This is a genomic window from Streptomyces marokkonensis (assembly GCF_039539045.1).
Taxonomy (GTDB): Bacteria; Actinomycetota; Actinomycetes; order Streptomycetales; family Streptomycetaceae; genus Streptomyces; species Streptomyces marokkonensis.
The window spans coordinates 1-18,832 of sequence record NZ_BAABCQ010000153.1 but is presented as its reverse complement, the minus strand read 5'-3'; the positions used below and the strand labels follow the sequence as shown (position 1 = coordinate 18,832).

At 71.7% G+C, this 18,832-nt stretch carries 16 protein-coding genes and 1 pseudogene; 11 read left to right on the top strand and 6 right to left on the bottom strand.

The features are described 5' to 3' along the window. Positions 1 to 346: 346 nt before the first annotated feature. From ABEA26_RS28545 to ABEA26_RS28525, 5 genes are read left to right on the top strand one after another with little or no spacing between them, the layout of a single operon-like run. Entirely contained in the window at positions 347 to 1,972 is a 1,626-nt protein-coding gene (locus ABEA26_RS28545; RefSeq protein WP_345596239.1) for a peptide ABC transporter substrate-binding protein, read from the top strand. 9 nt (positions 1,973 to 1,981) lie between these two features. Continuing rightward, positions 1,982 to 2,905 (top strand): ABC transporter permease, encoded by a 924-nt coding sequence (locus ABEA26_RS28540; RefSeq protein WP_345596238.1) that lies wholly within the window; start codon positions 1,982 to 1,984, stop codon positions 2,903 to 2,905. Continuing rightward, a complete protein-coding gene (locus tag ABEA26_RS28535) occupies positions 2,898 to 3,893 on the top strand; it encodes an ABC transporter permease (RefSeq protein WP_345596237.1) in 996 nt (331 codons plus the stop codon). Before ABEA26_RS28540 ends, ABEA26_RS28535 begins: the two co-directional genes overlap by 8 nt. Positions 3,894 to 3,901: 8 nt before the next feature. Beyond that, positions 3,902 to 4,885: an ABC transporter ATP-binding protein gene (locus ABEA26_RS28530; protein ID WP_345596236.1), complete on the top strand. Its 984-nt coding sequence runs from the start codon at positions 3,902 to 3,904 to the stop codon at positions 4,883 to 4,885. Then, complete coding sequence (locus ABEA26_RS28525) at positions 4,878 to 6,035, top strand: ABC transporter ATP-binding protein (protein ID WP_345596235.1); 1,158 nt, start codon at positions 4,878 to 4,880, stop codon at positions 6,033 to 6,035. The genes ABEA26_RS28530 and ABEA26_RS28525 overlap by 8 nt, the downstream gene beginning before the upstream one ends. Before the next feature lie 138 nt (positions 6,036 to 6,173). Here ABEA26_RS28525 and ABEA26_RS28520 read toward each other — a convergent pair whose 3' ends face one another. Next, positions 6,174 to 8,288 (bottom strand): S9 family peptidase, encoded by a 2,115-nt coding sequence (locus tag ABEA26_RS28520; protein ID WP_345596234.1) that lies wholly within the window; start codon positions 8,286 to 8,288, stop codon positions 6,174 to 6,176. A 187-nt stretch (positions 8,289 to 8,475) separates the two neighbouring features. Between ABEA26_RS28520 and ABEA26_RS28515 the strand changes: the two genes are divergently transcribed. After that, positions 8,476 to 8,670, top strand: a complete 195-nt coding sequence (locus ABEA26_RS28515) for a hypothetical protein (protein ID WP_345596233.1) — start codon at positions 8,476 to 8,478, stop codon at positions 8,668 to 8,670. A 411-nt stretch (positions 8,671 to 9,081) separates the two neighbouring features. On the opposite strand, the gene ABEA26_RS28510 is transcribed toward ABEA26_RS28515, so the two are convergent. Together ABEA26_RS28510 and ABEA26_RS28505 are read right to left on the bottom strand one after the other, a co-directional pair. Next, positions 9,082 to 9,525, bottom strand: a complete 444-nt coding sequence (locus ABEA26_RS28510) for a pyridoxamine 5'-phosphate oxidase family protein (RefSeq protein WP_345596232.1) — start codon at positions 9,523 to 9,525, stop codon at positions 9,082 to 9,084. Between the two features lie 5 nt (positions 9,526 to 9,530). Further along, a pseudogene (locus tag ABEA26_RS28505) lies at positions 9,531 to 10,350 on the bottom strand (MFS transporter); the annotation flags it as partial. Between the two features lie 150 nt (positions 10,351 to 10,500). Here ABEA26_RS28505 and mshB point away from each other — a divergent pair. The 3 genes from mshB (at position 10,501) to ABEA26_RS28490 (ending at position 14,423) form a co-directional block, all read left to right on the top strand. Continuing rightward, complete coding sequence (mshB, locus tag ABEA26_RS28500; RefSeq protein WP_345596231.1) at positions 10,501 to 11,385, top strand: N-acetyl-1-D-myo-inositol-2-amino-2-deoxy-alpha-D-glucopyranoside deacetylase; 885 nt, start codon at positions 10,501 to 10,503, stop codon at positions 11,383 to 11,385. Then, on the top strand, positions 11,382 to 11,804 hold the full coding sequence (locus ABEA26_RS28495; RefSeq protein ID WP_345596230.1) for a DUF6113 family protein: 423 nt from the start codon (positions 11,382 to 11,384) through the stop codon (positions 11,802 to 11,804). The genes mshB and ABEA26_RS28495 overlap by 4 nt, the downstream gene beginning before the upstream one ends. Before the next feature lie 156 nt (positions 11,805 to 11,960). Beyond that, the gene (locus ABEA26_RS28490) at positions 11,961 to 14,423 is read left to right on the top strand and encodes a hypothetical protein (RefSeq protein ID WP_345596229.1); all 2,463 of its coding nucleotides are present in this window, start codon (positions 11,961 to 11,963) and stop codon (positions 14,421 to 14,423) included. Between the two features lie 76 nt (positions 14,424 to 14,499). On the opposite strand, the gene ABEA26_RS28485 is transcribed toward ABEA26_RS28490, so the two are convergent. After that, positions 14,500 to 15,363, bottom strand: coding sequence for a transglutaminase-like domain-containing protein (locus tag ABEA26_RS28485; protein WP_345596228.1), 864 nt, complete (start codon positions 15,361 to 15,363; stop codon positions 14,500 to 14,502). A gap of 30 nt (positions 15,364 to 15,393) precedes the next feature. Beyond that, the gene (locus ABEA26_RS28480; RefSeq protein ID WP_345596227.1) at positions 15,394 to 16,443 is read right to left on the bottom strand and encodes a GNAT family N-acetyltransferase; all 1,050 of its coding nucleotides are present in this window, start codon (positions 16,441 to 16,443) and stop codon (positions 15,394 to 15,396) included. Between the two features lie 140 nt (positions 16,444 to 16,583). Between ABEA26_RS28480 and fdxA the strand changes: the two genes are divergently transcribed. Further along, entirely contained in the window at positions 16,584 to 16,904 is a 321-nt protein-coding gene (gene fdxA, locus ABEA26_RS28475) for a ferredoxin (RefSeq protein WP_003973842.1), read from the top strand. Positions 16,905 to 17,077: 173 nt separating this feature from the next. Then, entirely contained in the window at positions 17,078 to 18,193 is a 1,116-nt protein-coding gene (locus ABEA26_RS28470; protein ID WP_345596226.1) for a bifunctional succinyldiaminopimelate transaminase/glutamate-prephenate aminotransferase, read from the top strand. 83 nt (positions 18,194 to 18,276) lie between these two features. Here ABEA26_RS28470 and ABEA26_RS28465 read toward each other — a convergent pair whose 3' ends face one another. Continuing rightward, positions 18,277 to 18,708: an ATP-binding protein gene (locus tag ABEA26_RS28465; RefSeq protein ID WP_345596225.1), complete on the bottom strand. Its 432-nt coding sequence runs from the start codon at positions 18,706 to 18,708 to the stop codon at positions 18,277 to 18,279. Positions 18,709 to 18,832: the final 124 nt, after the last annotated feature.

The window sequence follows — 18,832 nt, the reverse complement described above, 5'->3', positions numbered from 1 at the left end:
ATCGATTCGTGCCCTACAAGGTGCCAATGGGGCCAAACGGGCAAGGCGTTCGTTATGCGGACGTCGGGTCGTCGAAATGCGTACACCGAGTGTTCGTAATTCAACGGTTCCGCATCGGATGGCGAAGATCCATTGCGTCGACGTTCAAGATCCTTTACTGCGGGCCGGGGGTGTTGTCCCGGCACCCGCCCGTCGCGGGGGAGAGGGTGTTGGGTTCCTCCAAAGGGGGGACTGCGTGTGCGATGTGCCCCTTTTGCCCTGATGCTGGCCGGTAATGGATCAGCGAGCGAGTCGGACGAGCCGGCGGACGAGCCGGGACACGAGCCGGGGCACGAGGAGGCACTCCATGCGCGGAGCCAGGCACGCCGGATGGGCCGCATGCGCGGTGGCGGCAGCCCTCGCGGCGACCGCCTGCGGAGGCGGGGGCGGCAGCGGCACGGACACGAGCGCGGTCCTCAGCTCGTCCTGGGGTGACCCGCAGAACCCGCTGGAGCCGGCCAACACCAACGAGGTCCAGGGCGGCAAGGTCCTCGACATGATCTTCCGGGGGCTGAAGAAGTACGATCCGGAGACCGGCGAGGCCGAGAACATGCTCGCCGAGAAGATCGAGACCTCCGACTCGCGGAACTTCACGATCACCGTCAAGGACGGCTGGACCTTCAGCAACGGCGAGAAGGTCACCGCCCAGTCCTTCGTGGACGCCTGGAACTACGGCGCGAGCCTGAAGAACAACCAGCGCAACGCGTACTTCTTCGCCTACATCGACGGCTACGACAAGACGCACCCGGAGAGCGGCGAACAGAGCGCCGAAACGCTATCCGGGCTGAAGGTGACCGGCCCCCGCACCTTCACCGTCAAGCTCAGCCAGAAGTTCTCGACCTTCCCCGACACCCTCGGCTACCCGGCCTTCGCGCCGCTGCCCCGGGCCTTCTTCGACGACCACGACGCCTGGCTGAAGAAGCCGGTCGGCAACGGCCCGTACATGGTGGACAACTACGCCCGCGGCTCCCAGATGTCCCTGCGCAAGTGGGAGGAGTACCCGGGCCCGGACAAGGCGCGGAACGGCGGCGTCGACCTGAAGGTCTACACGGACAACAACACGGCCTACACCGATTTGATGGCCGGCAACCTCGACCTCGTCGACGACGTCCCCGCCGCCCAGCTCAAGAACGTGAAGAAGGACCTCGGCGACCGGTACATCAACACCCCGGCCGGCATCATCCAGACGCTCGCGTTCCCGTTCTACGACGACGACTGGAGCAAGCCCGGCTCCGAGAAGGTCCGCAAGGGCCTGTCCATGGCCATCGACCGCAAGCAGATCACGGACACGATCTTCCAGCAGACCCGCACCCCGGCCACCGACTGGACCTCACCCGTCCTCGGCGAGGACGGCGGCTACAAGGCGGGCCTGTGCGGCGAGGCCTGCGAGTTCAAGCCCGACGAGGCCAAGAGGCTGATCAAGGAGGGCGGCGGACTGCCCGGCGGCCAGGTCAGGATCACGTACAACGCCGACACCGGCTCCCACGGACAGTGGGTCGACGCGGTCTGCAACTCCATCAACAACGCCCTGGACAACGACCGAGCCTGCGCCGGCAACCCGGTCGGCACCTTCGCCGACTTCCGCAGCCAGATCACCGACCGGAAGATGAGCGGCCCCTTCCGCGCCGGCTGGCAGATGGACTACCCCCTCATCCAGAACTTCCTCCAGCCGCTCTACTACACCAACGCCTCCTCCAACGACGGCAAGTGGTCCAACGAGAAGTTCGACGATCTCGTCGACCGGGCCAACGCCGAGACCGACACCGCGAAGGCCATCGGCCTCTTCCAGCAGGCCGAGGAGGTCCTGCGGGACGAGATGGGAGCCATCCCGCTCTGGTACCAGAACGGCAGCGCGGGCTACTCGGAGCGGCTGTCCAACGTGGAGCTCAACCCGTTCAGCGTCCCGGTCTACAACGAGATCAAGGTCGGCTGAGGGGGCGCCATGGGACGCTACGTCGTCCGGCGGCTGCTCCAGATGATCCCGGTCTTCATCGGGGCCACGCTGCTGATCTTCCTGATGGTCAACGTGATGGGCGACCCCGTCGCGGGACTCTGCGGCGACCGGGAGTGCGACCCGGCGACCGCCGCCCGGCTGCGGCACGAGTTCGGCCTCGACCAGCCCGTGTGGCAGCAGTACGTGACCTACATGGGCAACGTCTTCACCGGCGACTTCGGGACCGCCTTCAACGGCCAGCCGGTCACCGAGCTGATGGGCACCGCGTTCCCCGTCACCATCCGGCTCACGGTCATCGCCATCCTCTTCGAGATCGTCGTCGGCGTCGTCCTCGGCGTCGTCACCGGCCTGCGCCGCGGCCGCCCCGTCGACACCGGGGTACTGCTGCTCACGCTCGTCGTCATCTCCGTCCCCACCTTCGTCACCGGCCTCATCCTCCAGCTCCTGCTCGGCGTCAAGTGGGGCTGGATCGACCCGGCCGTCTCCTCCGAGGCCCTCTTCGGCGAGCTGATCGTCCCGGGCCTGGTCCTCGCCTCGGTCTCCCTGGCGTACGTCACCCGGCTCACCCGTACGTCCATCGCGGAGAACCGGCGTTCCGACTACGTCCGCACCGCCATCGCCAAGGGCCTGCCCCGCCACCGGGTCGTCACCCGGCACCTGCTGCGCAACTCCCTGATCCCCGTCGTCACCTTCATCGGCACCGACATCGGCGCCCTGATGGGCGGCGCCATCGTCACCGAGCGGATCTTCAACATCCACGGCGTCGGCTACCAGCTCTACCAGGGCATCCTCCGGCAGAACACGCAGACCGTCGTCGGCTTCGTCACCGTGCTGGTCCTCGTCTTCCTCGTCGCGAACCTCCTCGTCGACCTCCTGTACGCCGTACTCGACCCGAGGATCCGCTATGCCTGAGCAGCAGCAGCCGTACGAACCCGAACGCGCCGTCGCCGGCACCGGCATGGGCGGGACGATGGACCTCGGCGCGAGCGAGGCGGTGACGCTGGAGAAGACACCTGGCGACCCGGACGGCCACGAGGAAGCCGGACCGCGGGACAAGGCCCGCAGCCTGTGGTCCGACGCCTGGCACGACCTGCGCCGCAACCCGGTCTTCATCATCTCCGCCCTGGTGATCCTCTTCCTGTTCGTCATCTCGGTCTGGCCGTCCCTGATCGCCTCCGGCAGCCCCCTCAAGTGCGACCTCGCCAGGGCCCAGGAGGGCTCCCGGTCCGGCCACCCCTTCGGCTTCAACGGCCAGGGCTGCGACGTCTACACCCGCACCGTCTACGGCGCCCGTACGTCGGTGGCGGTCGGCGTCCTCGCCACGCTCGGGGTCGCCGTCCTCGGCAGCGTCCTCGGCGGCCTCGCCGGCTTCTTCGGCGGCGCCGGCGACGCCGTCCTCTCCCGCATCACCGACGTCTTCTTCGCGATCCCGGTCGTCCTAGGCGGCCTCGTCCTGCTCTCCGTCATCACCAGCAACACCGTCTGGCCGGTCATCGGCTTCATCGTGCTGCTCGGCTGGCCGCAGATCTCCCGCATCGCCCGCGGCTCCGTCATCACCGCCAAGCAGAACGACTACGTCCAGGCGGCCCGTGCCCTGGGAGCCTCCAACTCCCGCCTCCTGCTGCGCCACATCGCGCCCAACGCCGTCGCCCCCGTCATCGTCGTGGCGACCATCGCGCTCGGCACCTACATCTCCCTGGAGGCGACCCTGTCCTTCCTCGGCGTCGGCCTCAAGCCGCCCAGCGTCTCCTGGGGCATCGACATCTCCGCCGCCGCCCCCTACGTCCGCAACGCCCCGCACGCCCTGCTCTGGCCCTCCGGAGCCCTCGCCATCACCGTCCTGGCGTTCATCATGCTCGGCGACGCGGTGCGCGACGCCCTCGACCCGAAGCTGAGGTGAGCCGCCGCATGCTGCTGGAAGTGCGCGACCTGCACGTGGAGTTCCACACCCGGGACGGTGTCGCCAAGGCCGTCAACGGCGTCAGCTACGCCGTCGACGCGGGCGAGACCCTCGCCGTCCTCGGCGAGTCCGGCTCCGGCAAGTCCGTCACCGCCCAGACCGTCATGGGCATCCTCGACGTGCCACCGGGCCGGATCACCGCGGGCGAGGTGCTCTTCGAGGGCCGGGACCTGCTGAAACTGAAGGAGCAGGAACGCCGGAAGGTCCGCGGTGCCGAAATGGCGATGATCTTCCAGGACGCGCTGTCGTCGTTGAACCCCGTCCTGACCGTCGGCGCCCAGCTCGCCGAGATGTTCACCGTGCACCGCGGGATGTCGCGCAAGGACGCCCACGCCAAGGCCGTCGAGCTGATGGACCGCGTCCGCATCCCGGCCGCGAAGGAGCGGGTGCGGCAGTACCCGCACCAGTTCTCCGGCGGCATGCGCCAGCGCATCATGATCGCCATGGCGATGGCCCTGGAGCCCAAGCTGATCATCGCCGACGAACCGACCACCGCCCTCGACGTCACCGTCCAGGCCCAGGTCATGGACCTCCTCGCCGAACTCCGGCGCGAGCTGCGCATGGGCCTGATCCTCATCACCCACGACCTGGGCGTGGTCGCCGACGTCGCCGACAGGATCGCCGTGATGTACGCGGGCCGGATCGTGGAGACGGCACCGGTCCACGACATCTACAAGGCGCCCGCCCACCCCTACACCCGCGGCCTGCTGGAGTCGATCCCGCGCCTGGATCAGAAGGGCCAGGAGCTCTACGCCATCAAGGGCCTGCCGCCCAGCCTCACCCGTATCCCGCCCGGCTGCGCCTTCCACCCCCGCTGCCCGATGGCCCAGGACGTCTGCCGCACCGACGTACCGCCCCTCTACGACGTGACGGAGTCCGACGCCGAGCGGGGCAGCGCATGCCACTTCTGGAGGGAGTGCCTGCATGGCTGAGGCGATCGAGCCGATCCTCGAGGTCCGCGGACTGGTCAAGCACTACCCGCTGACCTCCGGCATCCTCTTCAAGAAGCAGGTCGGCGCCGTGAAGGCCGTCGACGGCGTGGACTTCGCACTCGCTCGAGGCGAGACACTGGGCATCGTCGGCGAGTCCGGCTGCGGCAAGTCCACGGTCGCCAAGATGCTGGTCAACCTGGAACGGCCCACGGCGGGGGAGATCCGCTACAAGGGCGAGGACATCACCAAGCTGTCGGGCAAGGCACTCAAGGCCGTACGCCGCAACATCCAGATGGTCTTCCAGGACCCGTACACCTCCCTCAACCCCCGCATGACCGTGGGCGACATCATCGGGGAGGCGTACGACATCCACCCGGAGGTGGCCCCGAAGGCCGACCGGCGGAAACGGGTCCAGCACCTGCTGGACGTGGTCGGCCTGAACCCCGAGTACATCAACCGCTACCCGCACCAGTTCTCCGGCGGCCAGCGCCAGCGCATCGGCATCGCACGCGGCCTCGCCCTGCGCCCGGAGATCATCGTCGCCGACGAACCGGTCTCGGCCCTCGACGTGTCCGTCCAGGCCCAGGTGATCAACCTGATGGCCCGGCTCCAGGACGAGTTCGACCTCTCCTACATCTTCATCGCCCACGACCTGTCCATCGTCCGGCACATCTCGGACCGGGTCGGCGTGATGTACCTCGGCCGCATCGTGGAGACCGGACGCGATGCCGAGATCTACGACCACCCGACCCACCCCTACACCCAGGCGCTCCTGTCCGCGGTGCCCGTACCCGACCCGGAGGCCCGGGAACACCGCGAGCGGATCATCCTGGCCGGTGATGTCCCGTCCCCCACCAACATCCCCTCCGGCTGCCGCTTCCGCACCCGCTGCTGGAAGGCGCGGGAGCGCTGCGCCCTCGAGGTGCCGGCGCTCGCCGTGCCCGCCGAGTTCCGCACGGTCCCCGGCCCCGCGGCCCACGACTCGGCGTGCCACTTCGCGGAGGACCTGCCGCTCAGGCGCTCCGCGCCGGGGCAGGTGATGCCGCCGGAGGCGGACTCGGACGGTGCGGGACACGGCCCGCACGGTGCGCACACGGAGGACAGCGAGGGCGGCGAGGAAGAGGGCGGACAGGGGGGCGGGCCGGGGTGACATGGCGCTCCCCGGCCCGCTCACGGCACCCGCACGGCCGTACGCCACTCATCGTGACCCGTGCGTATATCGGTGTCGATTCGACGAAGTTGCCCGCGTGTGAAAGCGGCGGGCGCATCCGTCTGTGCGGCGGTGGCGCTACGCCAACGACCGCTTGAGGAAGTCGACCTGGAGTAGCAGCAGGTTCTCGGCGACCGACTCCTGCGGGGTCATGTGCGTGACACCGGACAGCGGCAGCACCTCGTGCGGGCGGCCGGCGGCCAGCAGGGCCGAGGACAGCCGCAGGGAGTGGGCCACCACCACGTTGTCGTCCACCAGCCCGTGGATGATCATCATCGGGCAGTGCGGCTCGGCGGCGTCGACGAGGCCCGCGTCGTCGATCACCGAGTTGCGGCGGTAGACCTCCGGCTGCTCGTCGGGGTGACCGACGTACCGCTCCTGGTAGTGGGTGTCATAGAGGCGCAGGTCGGTGACCGGGGCGCCCACCACGGCGGCGTGGAAGACGTCCGGACGGCGCACGGCGGCCAGCGCCGCCAGGTAACCGCCGAACGACCAGCCGCGGATGGCGACGCGGTTCAGATCGAGCGGGAAGTCGGAGGCGAGGGCCTGGAGCGCGTCCACCTGGTCCTGGAGGACGACGGCGGCCACGTCGTCCTTGATGGCCTTCTCCCAGGCGGGGGACCGCCCGGGCGTGCCCCGCCCGTCCGCGACGACCACCGCGAACCCCTGGTCGGCGAACCACTGTGAAGTGAGGTGGGCGTTGTGCGCGGCCACCACGCGCTGACCGTGCGGGCCACCGTACGGGTCCAGGAGGACGGGGAGGGGGGCGTCACCGTGGTAGTCCCTTGGCATAAGCACGGCGCACGGGACACGGCGTGCGCCCCCTTGGGTGAGTGTCACGCGCGGGGACAAACCGGGGTCTTCGGCATATGAGGCGACGGTCGCCGTCGGCTTCCCGTCCCGCAGAACCTGTGCCCGGGCCCCCGGCCGGCCGAGGGTGGCGGAGACGAGAACGGTCACACCTCCGGCGCGCACGGCCGAGTGCACGCCGGGCTCCTGCGAGACGCGCTCCACGCCGAGTTCGTTCACTCGGTACACGTGCACTTCGCCCGTCTCCGGCTCGGCGGCCTCCTCACCGGCCGACGCGGAAACCAGCACGTCGTCGCCGGAGACGTCCAGTACCGCCCGCAGATGCAACTGGGCTCCGGTGAGCGGCCGTTCACCGACCGCCAGTACGCGCGCCCCACCCTCGTCGGCGATCCGCACGAGCTGTCCGGAGGGGCTCCAGCAGGGGAGGCCGGGGAAGAGTTCCAGCCAAATTGGATCTTCCTCGGCGTGCACCATCCGGGTCGTTCCGGACTCGGTGTCCACGGCGAGGAACAACTGACTGCGCTGGTCGCGCGCCTGCACGAGGAGGAGTGGGGCACCTGCCGCTGACCAGTGCACTCGCGCCAGATACGGATACCGCGCCCGGTCCCAGAGGACCTCCGTGCGCCCCCCGTCCAGCCCGATCGCGAACAGCCGTACGTCCGCGTTGGCGGTGCCCGCCGCCGGGTACGGAACGTGTTGTGGATCACGTTCGGGGTGGGCCGGGTCGGAGATCCACCACCGCTTGACCGGCGTGTCGTCCACGCGCGCCACCAGCAGCCGGTCCGACTCCGGGGCCCACCAGAAGCCCCGGCTGCGGCCCATCTCCTCGGCGGCGATGAACTCGGCGAGCCCGTAGGTGACGCCCTCGGCGTCCGCCTCGGCCAGCGCCCTGTCACCGTCCCCCTCGGCGCCCACGACCCGCAGGGCGCCCTGGGCGACGTAGGCGATGTGCCGCCCGTCGGGGGAGGGACGCGGGTCGATCACCGGGCCGGGGACGGGTAGTTCGCGTGCCGTCCCGGCCCGCAGCTCGGCCGCGAAGAGCCGCCCCGACAGCGCGAAAGAGGCCAGCTCGACCGCTGCGTCGGTGGCGTAGCCGACGATGCCGGCGCCGCCCTCGCGGCTGCGCTCACGCCGCGCCCGCTCCTCGGGCGACAGGTGTTCCTCGGCGCCGCCCAGGAGGGCGCGCGGATCGGCGGCGACGCGCTCGCCGCCCCCTTCGGCATCAAGGATCCAGAGGGAGTTGGCCCGGTCGGTACCGGTACCGGAGCGAAGGAAGGCGACCCGTGAACCGTCGGGCGCCACAGTGAACGAACGCGGCGCGCCGAGCGTGAACCGCTGGGTGCGGGCGTGCCGTTTGGGGAAGGAGTCGGACTCGGTCGTCATGCCCTGACCATATTGGCCATGCGCCCCCTTGTGCGGCCGTGCGCCGAGAGATGCGCGCGCACGGATAGTTATGATCACTAGCGCATAGTGGGTATCAACCAGGTGCCCGCTGCGTGGATTTATCTGTCCCAAGGTTCGACTGCGTCCGACCCCCCCATGTCCCTGGGCTTATTGGAGGTGAGCCGCCGTGGCACTCTCGATTTCGGCGGTTGTGCTGCTGGCGATCATCGTCTTCCTGCTGGTCAAGAAGTCGGGGTTGAAGACGGGGCATGCCGTGGTGTGCATGCTCCTCGGCTTCTACCTGGCGTCGTCGACGATCGCTCCCACGATCAGTGAGCTGACGACGAACCTGGCGGGGATGATCGGCAGCATCAGCTTCTGACGTCGGCACCCGTCTCCGCGAGCTTGGCGGCCTTTTGGGGAGACGGGGACCGAGACGTGCGGTGTGGAGTGTGCCGAGGAGGCGGCCCGCTCCCCTGAAGACGTGAACAATTCGGGCTCACTGTCCTCGCGCCGCTCGTGTGAGCGCCTGGAGGACAAATGGCGCTCTCCGTTCACGCTTTGAGCGGAGGGTGTCCTCCGGCGCGGCCGGCGGCCGCCGGATCAGCCCTCGACCGCGTACGGCACGAAGCCGGCCCGCGCGGCGGGGGCGAGGGCCACCGACTCCCGAGAGGCCTGACCAACCCCCGAACGCGAGCCGCTCCCGGTCGGTCGTCGGATGCCGAGGATCCCGGGGCACCGGGGGTGAAGGGCGCGGGCACGGTTCGGCCGGACCTGGCCGCCCGACTCCCTTTCAGTCCTGGGCCGGGAAGTCCAGGGCGGTCCCGTACAGCCGGGAGACCCTGATCAGGATCACCACACGCCGGTCCGGCAGCGACTGCTCGCCGGGGGCCGCTCCGTCGGCCGGGTCCACTATCTCCGCCTCGCCCTCCGCCACGGCGAACGACCAGACGTCCGGGCCGTTGACGTGCAGTGAGGTGTGCGGGTCGCGGCGCAGTTGGCGGACCTTGAGGCGGTCGGCGGTGGAGGAGACGCGCAGGACGCGTTCCTCGGCGTTCCAGTCGTAGACGACGGTCGACAGGTGCGGGTGACCGGTCTTCCTGACGCTCGCGAGTACGCCGAACTGCTGTCGGCCCAACAGCTGGGAGAGCTCCTGGTCGGTGAGCACCCGGGGTGCCGGGCCGTCGTTCTCGGTGGTGCGGGCGGGCGTCTCGGTGACGGTCTTCTTCTCGCTCATGGGTATCAGGCTTTCGGTGGTCGGGACGGGGCGCGTCGGGGCTGGACGGGGCGGGACGGGGCGGGAGGCGAGTCAGACGGTTACGGCTCGGGCGGGAGCCGGCGTGTCGTCGGTCGGCTCCTGGGCGGTCTGCCGCTCGGGGCGGCGCAGCATCGCCAAGGCGACGACGAAGGCGGGGGCCAGGAGCCCCGCGCCCACCGCGAAGGCGAGCCGGTAGCCGCCCGTCAGCGCCTCGGCCGCCGTCCGGCCGTCCGCCGCGAGACTTTCGGTACGGGAGGCGGCCAGGGTGGACAGGACGGCGACGCCCAGAGCCATGCCGATCTGCTGGGTGGTGTTGAACAGGCCGGACGCGAGACCGGCGTCCTCCTCGCTCGCGCCGGACATGTCGAGTGAGGTCAGCGCGGGCAGCGCGAGGCCGAAGCCCGCCGCGAGCAGCATGACCGGGAGCAGGTCGACGGCGTAACCGGCCCGGACGGGGACGCGGGCGAGGAGGGCGAGGACGCCGACGAGGAGCACGATGCCGGCCAGCAGGACGTTGCGCTCACCGAAGCGGGCGTTGAGGCGGGCCGAGAGGCCCAGGGAGACCGCACCGATGACGACGGCCGCCGGAAGCATCGCGAGGCCGGTCTCGGCGGCACCGTACCCGAGCACCTTCTGAAGGTAGAGGGCGACGAGGACCTGGAAGGAGAAGAGCGCGGCGACCACCAGGACCTGCACCAGGTTGGCGCCGGAGACGCTGCGCGAGCGGAAGATCCTCAGCGGCATCAACGGGTTCTTCGCGGTGGCCTGACGGACCAGGAACGCGGCGAGCAGTACGGCGGCGATGACTGGGGTCGCCGCGAGCGCCCTCGTCCGACGGCGGTCCGGCAGCGGGAGGCGTGGACGCTGCGTCCGAAAGTGTTCACGCCCCCGCAAGCGGCCCTTTGCGGAGGGGAGGCGGCCCACCTCGTCCCTGGTACTCATAGGGTGGAGCCCATGACGGAACTCCCCGCCCGGCGTCTGCTGCTGGTGCACGCGCACCCGGACGACGAGTCGATCAACAACGGCGTCACCATGGCCAGGTACGCGGCCGAAGGCGCCCACGTGACCCTGGTGACCTGCACTCTCGGTGAGCGGGGCGAGGTCATCCCGCCCGAACTCGCACACCTGTCCGGAGCCGCCCTCGGCGGACACCGCAGGGGCGAGCTGACGGCCGCGATGCGCGCGCTCGGCGTCGACGACTTCCGGCTGCTCGGCGGGCCGGGGCGGTTCGCCGACTCCGGCATGACGGGACTGCCCGACAACGACGACCCCGGCTGCCTGTGGCAGGCCGACGTCGACCGGGCCGCCGAACTCCTCGTCGAGGTGATCCGTGAGGTGCGCCCCCAGGTCCTCGTCACCTACGACCCCGACGGCGGCTACGGCCACCCCGACCACATCCAGGCCCACCGCATCGCCATGCGCGCCGCCGAGCTGGCGGCCGAGGCCGGCTGCCCGATCGCCAAGGTCTACTGGAACCGCGTGCCGCGCACCGTCGCCGAGGGTGCCTTCGCCCGCCTTGACGAGGAGCTGCCCGGCCTGCCCTTCGAGAAGGCGGCCGGCGTCGAGGACGTACCGGGCGTCGTCGACGACGAGCGGATCACCACCGAGATCCGCGGCGAGGGCACCGCGTACGCAACCGCCAAGACCGCGGCCATGAGCGCGCACGTCACGCAGATCACCGTGGCCGGGCCGCACTTCGTCCTTTCCAACGAACTGGCCCAGCCGGTCTTCACCACCGAGTACTACGAACTGGTCCGCGGAGAGCGGGCCGGTGACAGCGACGGCGGCGCCCGCGAGAGCGACCTGTTCGCCGGGATCGAGACCGAGGAGACGCCGTGAGCGGCCGTACCGAGCCGACGACCTCCGCCCTGGCCCAGCCGCTGCGCGCGCCGTCCCCCGGGCTGGTCGCGCTCTACCTGGGGCTCCTGGTGCTCGGCGCCGTCGTGGGAGCGGCGGGCGCGCTGGTGCAGCCGGGGTGGTTCCCGGGCGGGCTGCTGCTCGCGCTGGCCGCCGAGGCGGGACTCTTCCTCGGCGCGGCCCGGGCCGTGGGACGCCGGGGCGGAGCCGTCGCGCCTGCCGTGGGCTGGGCCGTTGCCGTGCTTCTGCTCACCACCAGCCGCCCGGAGGGCGACTTCCTCTTCGCCGCCGGCAGCGGCTCCTACCTCTTCCTGCTCGGCGGGATCGCCGTCGCTGTGATCTGCGCCACCCTCGCGCCGGTGCGGCAACCGGACGGCGACGCCGTCCGACTTGGGAAGTGACGTACTACTTCGCCATGGCGCGGGCGTGCGAGTCCGGTGTGGGTTTCCCCGGCGGTCACGGGATACGCGTCAGAAGTGGCCAGTATGGTGGTGCGCGCCGCCGAGCCGCCCGCATGCTGGTGTGCCGGGCGGCGGAGCCAACCGGGAGAACCTGCCTTGAGTCGTGAAACTGACAGTTCGTCCTCCGGGCCCCACGGGCGCGGCGGAGCCGCATACCCGTCGGGCACCCCGCCCTACGGGACACCCACGGCTTCCGACGCCGGTGCGGACGGGGGTCGTTCGGCCGTGCGGCCGGAGGAACGCAAGACCGAGACGACACTGACGACCCGTATCCGAATCAACATCCCCGGGTCGCGTCCCATTCCGCCGGTCGTCGTGCGCAAGCCCGTCGCGGACGGCGAGAACGGCGAGGACGCCGCGGGCGCCGACGGCGACGGAGGAACGACGGCCGAGCGGACCGCGCAGGCGCCGAGCGCCGCCGCGCCGCCCGCGGGCGGCGTCGAGACTCCCGCCGAGGACGCGCAGCACGCGCAGCACGCGCAGCACGCGCAGCACGCGCAGCACGCCCGGCCGGGCGAGGACAAGCCGACCAGCGACTGGTTCGCGCCACGCAAGTCCGGCCCGGGCAAGGGCGCTCAAGGGGGCGGCTCCACCAACGGCGCCGGTCTGCCCGGCGGTTCCGGCGCGGCGGCCGGCACGCCGGGAGCCTCCGGCGCGGGTCCCGCCGGTGCCGCGGGTGCCGCCGGTTCGGGAGCCGGTGCTTCGGGTACCGGTACCGGTGCGCGACCGGGCGGCGGGAGTGGCCGTCCCGGTGGAGTCCTCGGCTCCATGAACGCGCCGGGCGGTTCCCGGTCCGGCTCCACCAACGGCGCCGGCCTCCCCGGGGCGACGGGCGGACCCGTGGCGCCCGGCCACGGCGGCGGCACCGGGTCCTTCGACGTGACCGAGGCACTGGCGGCGGGGCCGCTGGGCAACGGCGGCGGCCCCCGCCCGGGCACCGACAGCGGTGACCGCCCGGGACCCGGCAGTGGCCGCGAACCGCGCCGCGACGACCTGCCGTACGGCTCCGAGAACGGCGGGGTCCCCGGCCCCGGCGGTCCGTACAGCGGACCGAACGGACAGTCCCCGTACGGCGACACCCGCGGTGGCCCCGCGGGCCCGACGAGCGGCCCGGTCACCGGGGACAGCGCGCCGGCGCCGCCCCGGGCCGGCGGGCCCGGGATGCCCGGTGGATCCGGCGCGTCCAACGGACAGCGAGGCCCCGCCCCCGCCCCCGCCGGGCTCCGCGGCCCGGGTGCTCCCGGCGGCCAGGTCGGCCCCGGGGGTCCGAGTGGTCCGGCCGGCCCGGGTGGTCCGGGCATGTTCCGGGGTGGCCCCGGCACCGATGCCGCACGCCCAGGCCCCGGCTCCTCCCGCCTCGGCCCCGGCGGCGGTCTCAGCGACGACACCGCGATCCTCACGCCGCAGAAGCCGGCCCCGGAGCCGGGCACCCCTGGTTACGGCAACCCGGACAACGTCTCCGGGAACACCGTCACCAGCGGCATCCCCGTCGTACCGGGCGACCGGAACGTGCCCACCCGGGGCGGGTCCGCCGACGGACCGCTGCCGCACACGCCCCCGAAGCAAACCGAGCCGGTCTCCGCGCCCCCGGCGAGTTCCGCCAAGCCGACCAAGAAGAAGGGGCGCAAGAAGCTCCCCCTGCTCGTCGGCGTCCTGGTCTTCGTCGCCGGTGTCACCTACGGTGCCGGCCTGCTCATGAACCGCTCCGACGTGCCGAAGGGCACCACCGTGCTCGGCGTCGACATCGGCGGCAGTACGCGCGACGACGCCGTGGAGAAACTGGACGACGTCCTGGCCGACCGCGCGGGCAAGCCGCTCAAGCTCACGGTGGGCGGCGACACCGTCTCCCTCAAGCCGGACCAGGCGGGGTTGCAGCTCGACACGCAGGCCACGGCCAGCGCGGCGGCGACGAGCGACTACAACCCGGTCTCCGTGATCGGCTCCCTCTTCGGCCGGCAGCGTGTCGTCGACCCGGTCATGCCCGTCGACGAGGAGAAGCTGCACGCCGCCCTGGAGGGCGCCGCCGGCGGTGCCGGATCGGTGACCGAGGGCACCGTCAGGTTCGAGTCCGGCAAGGCCGTCCCCGTGTACGGCAAGGCGGGCAAGGGCATAGACGTCGACAAGTCGACCGAGGCGGTGCGAGAGGCGTACCGCGCCCAGGTGGAGACGGGCACCGCCACCCCGGTGAACGTGCCGACGACCAGCCGGCAGCCCACGGTCTCCAAGGCCGAGGTCGACCGGATGATGAAGGAGTTCGCCGAGCCGGCGATGTCGGCCAAGGTGACCGTGCAGACGGACCCGGCGCACAGCATCGTGTTCAGCCCCGAGAAGTCGCTGTGGAAGTTCCTCGGGGTCACGGCGGTCGACGGCAAGCTGACCGACAAGCCCGACCTGGCCGCTCTCGAGGAGCTCTACGGCCAGACGTTCGACGGTGTGCTCGTCAACCGCGCCAACGGTGAGAAGTCGGCCGTCACCCCCGAGGATGTCTACGGGGCCCTGCGGCAGGCCCTGAAGAGCAAGACCGACCGGGTGGCGGTCATCGAGACGAACCCGACGTAGCCGCGTCGACCCACGAGGGGCGTCCGCCGGACGCCCCTCGGCCGGCCCGGCGGACTTCGGGGAGGGGCCGCCCGGGTCAGTTCAGCAGTGCCCGGGCCGCCCGCGCCTCCCCCCGCACCTGCTCCGCGACCGCCTCGTCCACCGCTCCCACGACCTCCGCGTACGCCTCCAACTCCCCGGCGCCCGCCGCGAACTCGCCCCGCTGCACCAGCAACCGCGCCCGCTCGTACCGCAGCCGCGCCGCATGCGCCGGCAGCAGCAGTGCCAGCTCGATCGCCCACAAGCCGACGTCCGACCGCTCCGGCCGGGCCGCCGCCCACGCCCGGATGTTGTTCAGGATGCGCGACACCACCTCCAGCGGCGCCGCGGGCTCCAGCATCGAAGGGTGCAGCGCGGCCCCCGTGGCCCCCGTCACCAGCAGCTCCGCGTCGTTCCCGCCGAGCACCCGTCCGCCGTCGAACGGATCGGCGAGCACCCGCTCCTCCTCCGGCCCGAACTCCGGCCCGAACCCGACCACGAAGTGCCCCGGCAGCGCGACCCCGTACACCGGAGCCCCCGCACGCCGGGCCACCTCCAGCCACACCACCGACAGCATGATCGGCAGCCCGCGCCGGCGTCGCAGCACCTCGTGCAGCAACGACGACTCCAGCCGCTGGTAGTCCGCGGCGACTCCGTGGAACCCGTACCGCTCGCCGAGCAGGTCCCGCAGCGCCTCCGCCCAGGCCCGCGGCGTGCCCGGCCGGAACGGCAGCTGCCCGGCCAGCCGGTCGAGCTCCATCTGCGCGGCGTCCAGCCCCGCCTCGTCCAGCGCCCCGTCCGCCTCCGCGCCCACCAGCAGGCACAGGGTGGCCAGGTCGGGCCGCTCGGAGCGGGCCTCTTCGGCGAACCGCCGCCGCAGCTCGGCCGAGCGTCGCGGTGACGGGGGATGAGGGTGACGCATGACTGGCTCGTGCCCTTTCACGGCGATCGGTTACCGGTCCGTCCCGGCACTGCCGGGCTCCCGGTAGTGGTGGTACGCGTGATGCGGCGCGAATCCCATCCCGGCGTACAGCGCCCGCGCCCCCGCGTTGTCCGCCTCGACCTGGAGCCACGCCGCCGACGCGCCCTCGTCGAGCGCCCGGCGGGCCAGCGCGGCCATCACGACGGTCGCGAGCCCCCGGCGGCGCCGCGCGGGGTCGACCTCGACGGCCCCGAAGGAGGCCCACCGCCCGTCCACGACACACCGCCCGATCGCGGCCGGGACGTCCACGTCCGGGTCCGCGCCCGGGGTCACGTCCGGGTCCGCGTCCGCGCCGGGCATCGTCGCGAACCACACCGACGGTCCGGCGGTCAGCACCCGCAGGGCCACCTCGCTCACGCCCCGGCGCCGATACCGCGCAGGCCACGCCTCGTCCACCTCCCGGGACAGGAGCACACCGGTGCCCTCGGACAGGTCTGCGACGGGTGCCAGCCCGCCGGTCCACACCTCGGCCGTCACCTCGCGCACCCAGCCCCGCCGTTCCAGCTCCGCGCCCAGCAGCTCCTGCGTACCCTCGGCGCCGGTGGCGGTCTGGACGTACGCGGGCAGGCCGCGCGCGCCGTACCAGCGTCGTACGGCGCTCAGTGCCTCGTCGAGCGGCAGCCCCGGATCGCCGAGCGGCAGTACGGAGTTGGCCCGCCGGGTGAAGCCGGCCGCCGCCCGCAACTCCCAGTCGCCGAGCCGCTCGCTCTCCAGCGGCGGCCAGGCCCGCGCGGCCACCCGCGCCAGCTCCCGGTAGGAGGCGGCGGGACCACGCCGACGGGCGGGAGCCGGCGGTACGACCTTCCCCGCGACCAGAGCCGACTCCGCGACACGCACGGATTCGCCACTCTTTCGTGTGATGAGCAGCACACCAGCGTCCCAGGATGTGAGAACGCCTACTGTGTCGGTGAACTTCTCACCCCCGACACCAGCATGGCTCAAGTACCGTACGGAGACTCGTTTGCCCACGTCAGCAGCGGTGATACGGACCTCAAGGCGCCCTGCGGCAGAGATTTCCACGGGTCTGTTCACCCCTCCTGTTCGGATCATGCCCAAGAACGGAGATACTAGGGGCGGGCATCGACGACGCCGCGCTCCCGCGCGCCAGGCGGCGGAGCCTGAGGAGGCCCGCCAGCGCCCAATCGAGGAGGAACGACAGCGTGACCTACGTCATCGCGCAGCCTTGTGTCGACGTGAAGGACAAGGCGTGCATCGAGGAGTGCCCGGTCGACTGCATCTACGAGGGCCAGCGGTCCTTGTACATCCACCCGGACGAATGCGTCGACTGTGGTGCCTGTGAGCCGGTCTGCCCGGTCGAGGCGATCTTCTACGAGGACGACACCCCGGAGGAGTGGAAGGACTACTACAAGGCGAACGTCGAGTTCTTCGACGAGCTCGGCTCGCCGGGTGGTGCCAGCAAGCTGGGGCTGATCGAACGTGACCACCCCTTCGTCGCCGCTCTGCCGCCGCAGAACCAGTAGGAGCGGCCCGCGCCGCGCCGCGTCGCCTCGGTCCCGTACGGCTGATCGCCCACGATCGACGCCGTGCGGGACCGAGGCGTTTCGCCTGTCGGCCGCGACAGCGGCACCTGTCGCACCTGTCGCACCTGTCGCACCTGTCGCACCTGCCGCACGAGGAAAGTGAGCCAGTAACCGTGTCCGCAGTCTCCGACCGCCTTCCGACCTTCCCCTGGGACAAGCTGGAGCCGTACAAGAAGACGGCCGCGGCGCATCCGGACGGCATCGTCGATCTCTCCGTCGGTACCCCGGTCGACCCGGTCCCCGAACTGATCCAGAAGGCCCTGACCGACGCGGCGGACTCCCCGGGCTACCCGACCGTCTGGGGCACCCCGGCACTGCGCGACGCGATCACCGGCTGGGCCGGGCGACGCCTCGGCGCCCGCGACATGACCCACCGCCACGTCCTGCCCATCGTCGGTTCCAAGGAGCTCGTCGCCTGGCTCCCGACCCAGCTGGGCCTCGGCCCCGGTGACCGGGTCGCGTTCCCGCGGCTGGCCTACCCGACGTACGAGGTCGGCGCGCGCCTGGCCCGCGCCCAGTACGAGGCATACACGTTGACACCAGGCGCTGACGCGCCGGGTCCCACCGAGCTGGACCCGGAGGGCCTGAAGCTCCTCTGGCTCAACTCCCCGTCCAACCCGACCGGCAGGGTCCTGCCGAAGTCCGAGCTGACCCGCATCGTGGCCTGGGCCCGCGAGCACGGCGTCCTCGTCGTCTCCGACGAGTGCTACCTGGAACTGGGCTGGGAGGCCGACCCGGTCTCCGTCCTGCACCCGGACGTCAACGGCGGTTCGTACGACGGTCTGGTCGCCGTCCACTCGCTCTCCAAGCGCTCCAACCTCGCCGGCTACCGCGCGGCCTTCCTCGCGGGCGATCCGGCCGTCCTGGGGCCCCTGCTGGAGATCCGCAAGCACGGCGGCATGATGACCTCGGCGCCGACGCAGGCGGCCGTGGTGGCGGCCCTCGGCGACGACGAGCACGTCCGCGTTCAGCGTGAGCGCTACGCGGCCCGCCGTACGGCCCTGCGCGAGGCGCTCCTCGGCCACGGCTTCCGCATCGAGCACAGCGAGGCGAGCCTCTACCTCTGGGCCACCCGCGACGAGTCCTGCTGGGACACGGTGGCCCACCTGGCCGGGCGCGGCATCCTGGTGGCTCCCGGCGACTTCTACGGCCCGGCGGGCGGCCGTTTCGTCCGCGTGGCCCTGACGGCGACGGACGAACGCGTCCGGGCGGCGGTGGCGCGCCTGTAGGCGACGCCGCTGCGGGCGGTCGAGCAAGAACGCCGGGGCCCAGGAAGAGAATCCTGGGCCCCGGCGTCGTGCGAGCCGGTCGCTCAGCCGAGCGGCAGCCCCTGCACCGGCAGCTCGCCGGTGCCCAGCGCGTCCGTCGGCAGCCCGCCCTTCGTGGCCGTCTGCGCCGTGTCGCCGACGATGTCCCCGGCGGAGCCCGCCGCGTCCCCGGCGGCCTTCTGGGCCATGGGGGTGGCCTTCTTGACGACCGCGCCACCGGCCTTGCCCGCGGCCGGCACGCCCTTCTGGACGGCCTTGCCACCGGTCTCGCCGGCGGTCTTGGTGACGCTCTGGGCCGCGGAGTCGACGGTGTTGCCGACATTCGCCCCGTCCAGGGCGGTCAGTCCCCCGAGGTTCGGGGTGGCCGGCAGTTCGGGAGCCGCGCTGGCGGAGCCGGCCGCACCGACCCCGGCAGCCGCTCCGGCGGCGACGAGCAGCGCGGCACGGGCGATCCGGCGGGTCAGGGGGAGGGACATGATGCTCCTTCGACGGAAGTCAGTGATGAGGTGACCGACCGCGCCCGGCGAGTGATCGACCGGGCCCGGCCGCAGTGACTACCGCTCGAGAGCCGCGAAGGTTGCGGCGGCACAACGTAAAGAG

Coding starts and splice junctions, on each gene's coding strand:
- ABEA26_RS28545 (WP_345596239.1), top strand. CDS start 347: ATGCGCGGAGCCAGGCACGCCGGATGGGCCGCATGCGCGGTGGCGGCA.
- ABEA26_RS28540 (WP_345596238.1), top strand. CDS start 1,982: ATGGGACGCTACGTCGTCCGGCGGCTGCTCCAGATGATCCCGGTCTTC.
- ABEA26_RS28535 (WP_345596237.1), top strand. CDS start 2,898: ATGCCTGAGCAGCAGCAGCCGTACGAACCCGAACGCGCCGTCGCCGGC.
- ABEA26_RS28530 (WP_345596236.1), top strand. CDS start 3,902: ATGCTGCTGGAAGTGCGCGACCTGCACGTGGAGTTCCACACCCGGGAC.
- ABEA26_RS28525 (WP_345596235.1), top strand. CDS start 4,878: ATGGCTGAGGCGATCGAGCCGATCCTCGAGGTCCGCGGACTGGTCAAG.
- ABEA26_RS28520 (WP_345596234.1), bottom strand. CDS start 8,288: ATGACGACCGAGTCCGACTCCTTCCCCAAACGGCACGCCCGCACCCAG.
- ABEA26_RS28510 (WP_345596232.1), bottom strand. CDS start 9,525: ATGAGCGAGAAGAAGACCGTCACCGAGACGCCCGCCCGCACCACCGAG.
- mshB (WP_345596231.1), top strand. CDS start 10,501: ATGACGGAACTCCCCGCCCGGCGTCTGCTGCTGGTGCACGCGCACCCG.
- ABEA26_RS28485 (WP_345596228.1), bottom strand. CDS start 15,363: ATGCGTCACCCTCATCCCCCGTCACCGCGACGCTCGGCCGAGCTGCGG.
- ABEA26_RS28465 (WP_345596225.1), bottom strand. CDS start 18,708: ATGTCCCTCCCCCTGACCCGCCGGATCGCCCGTGCCGCGCTGCTCGTC.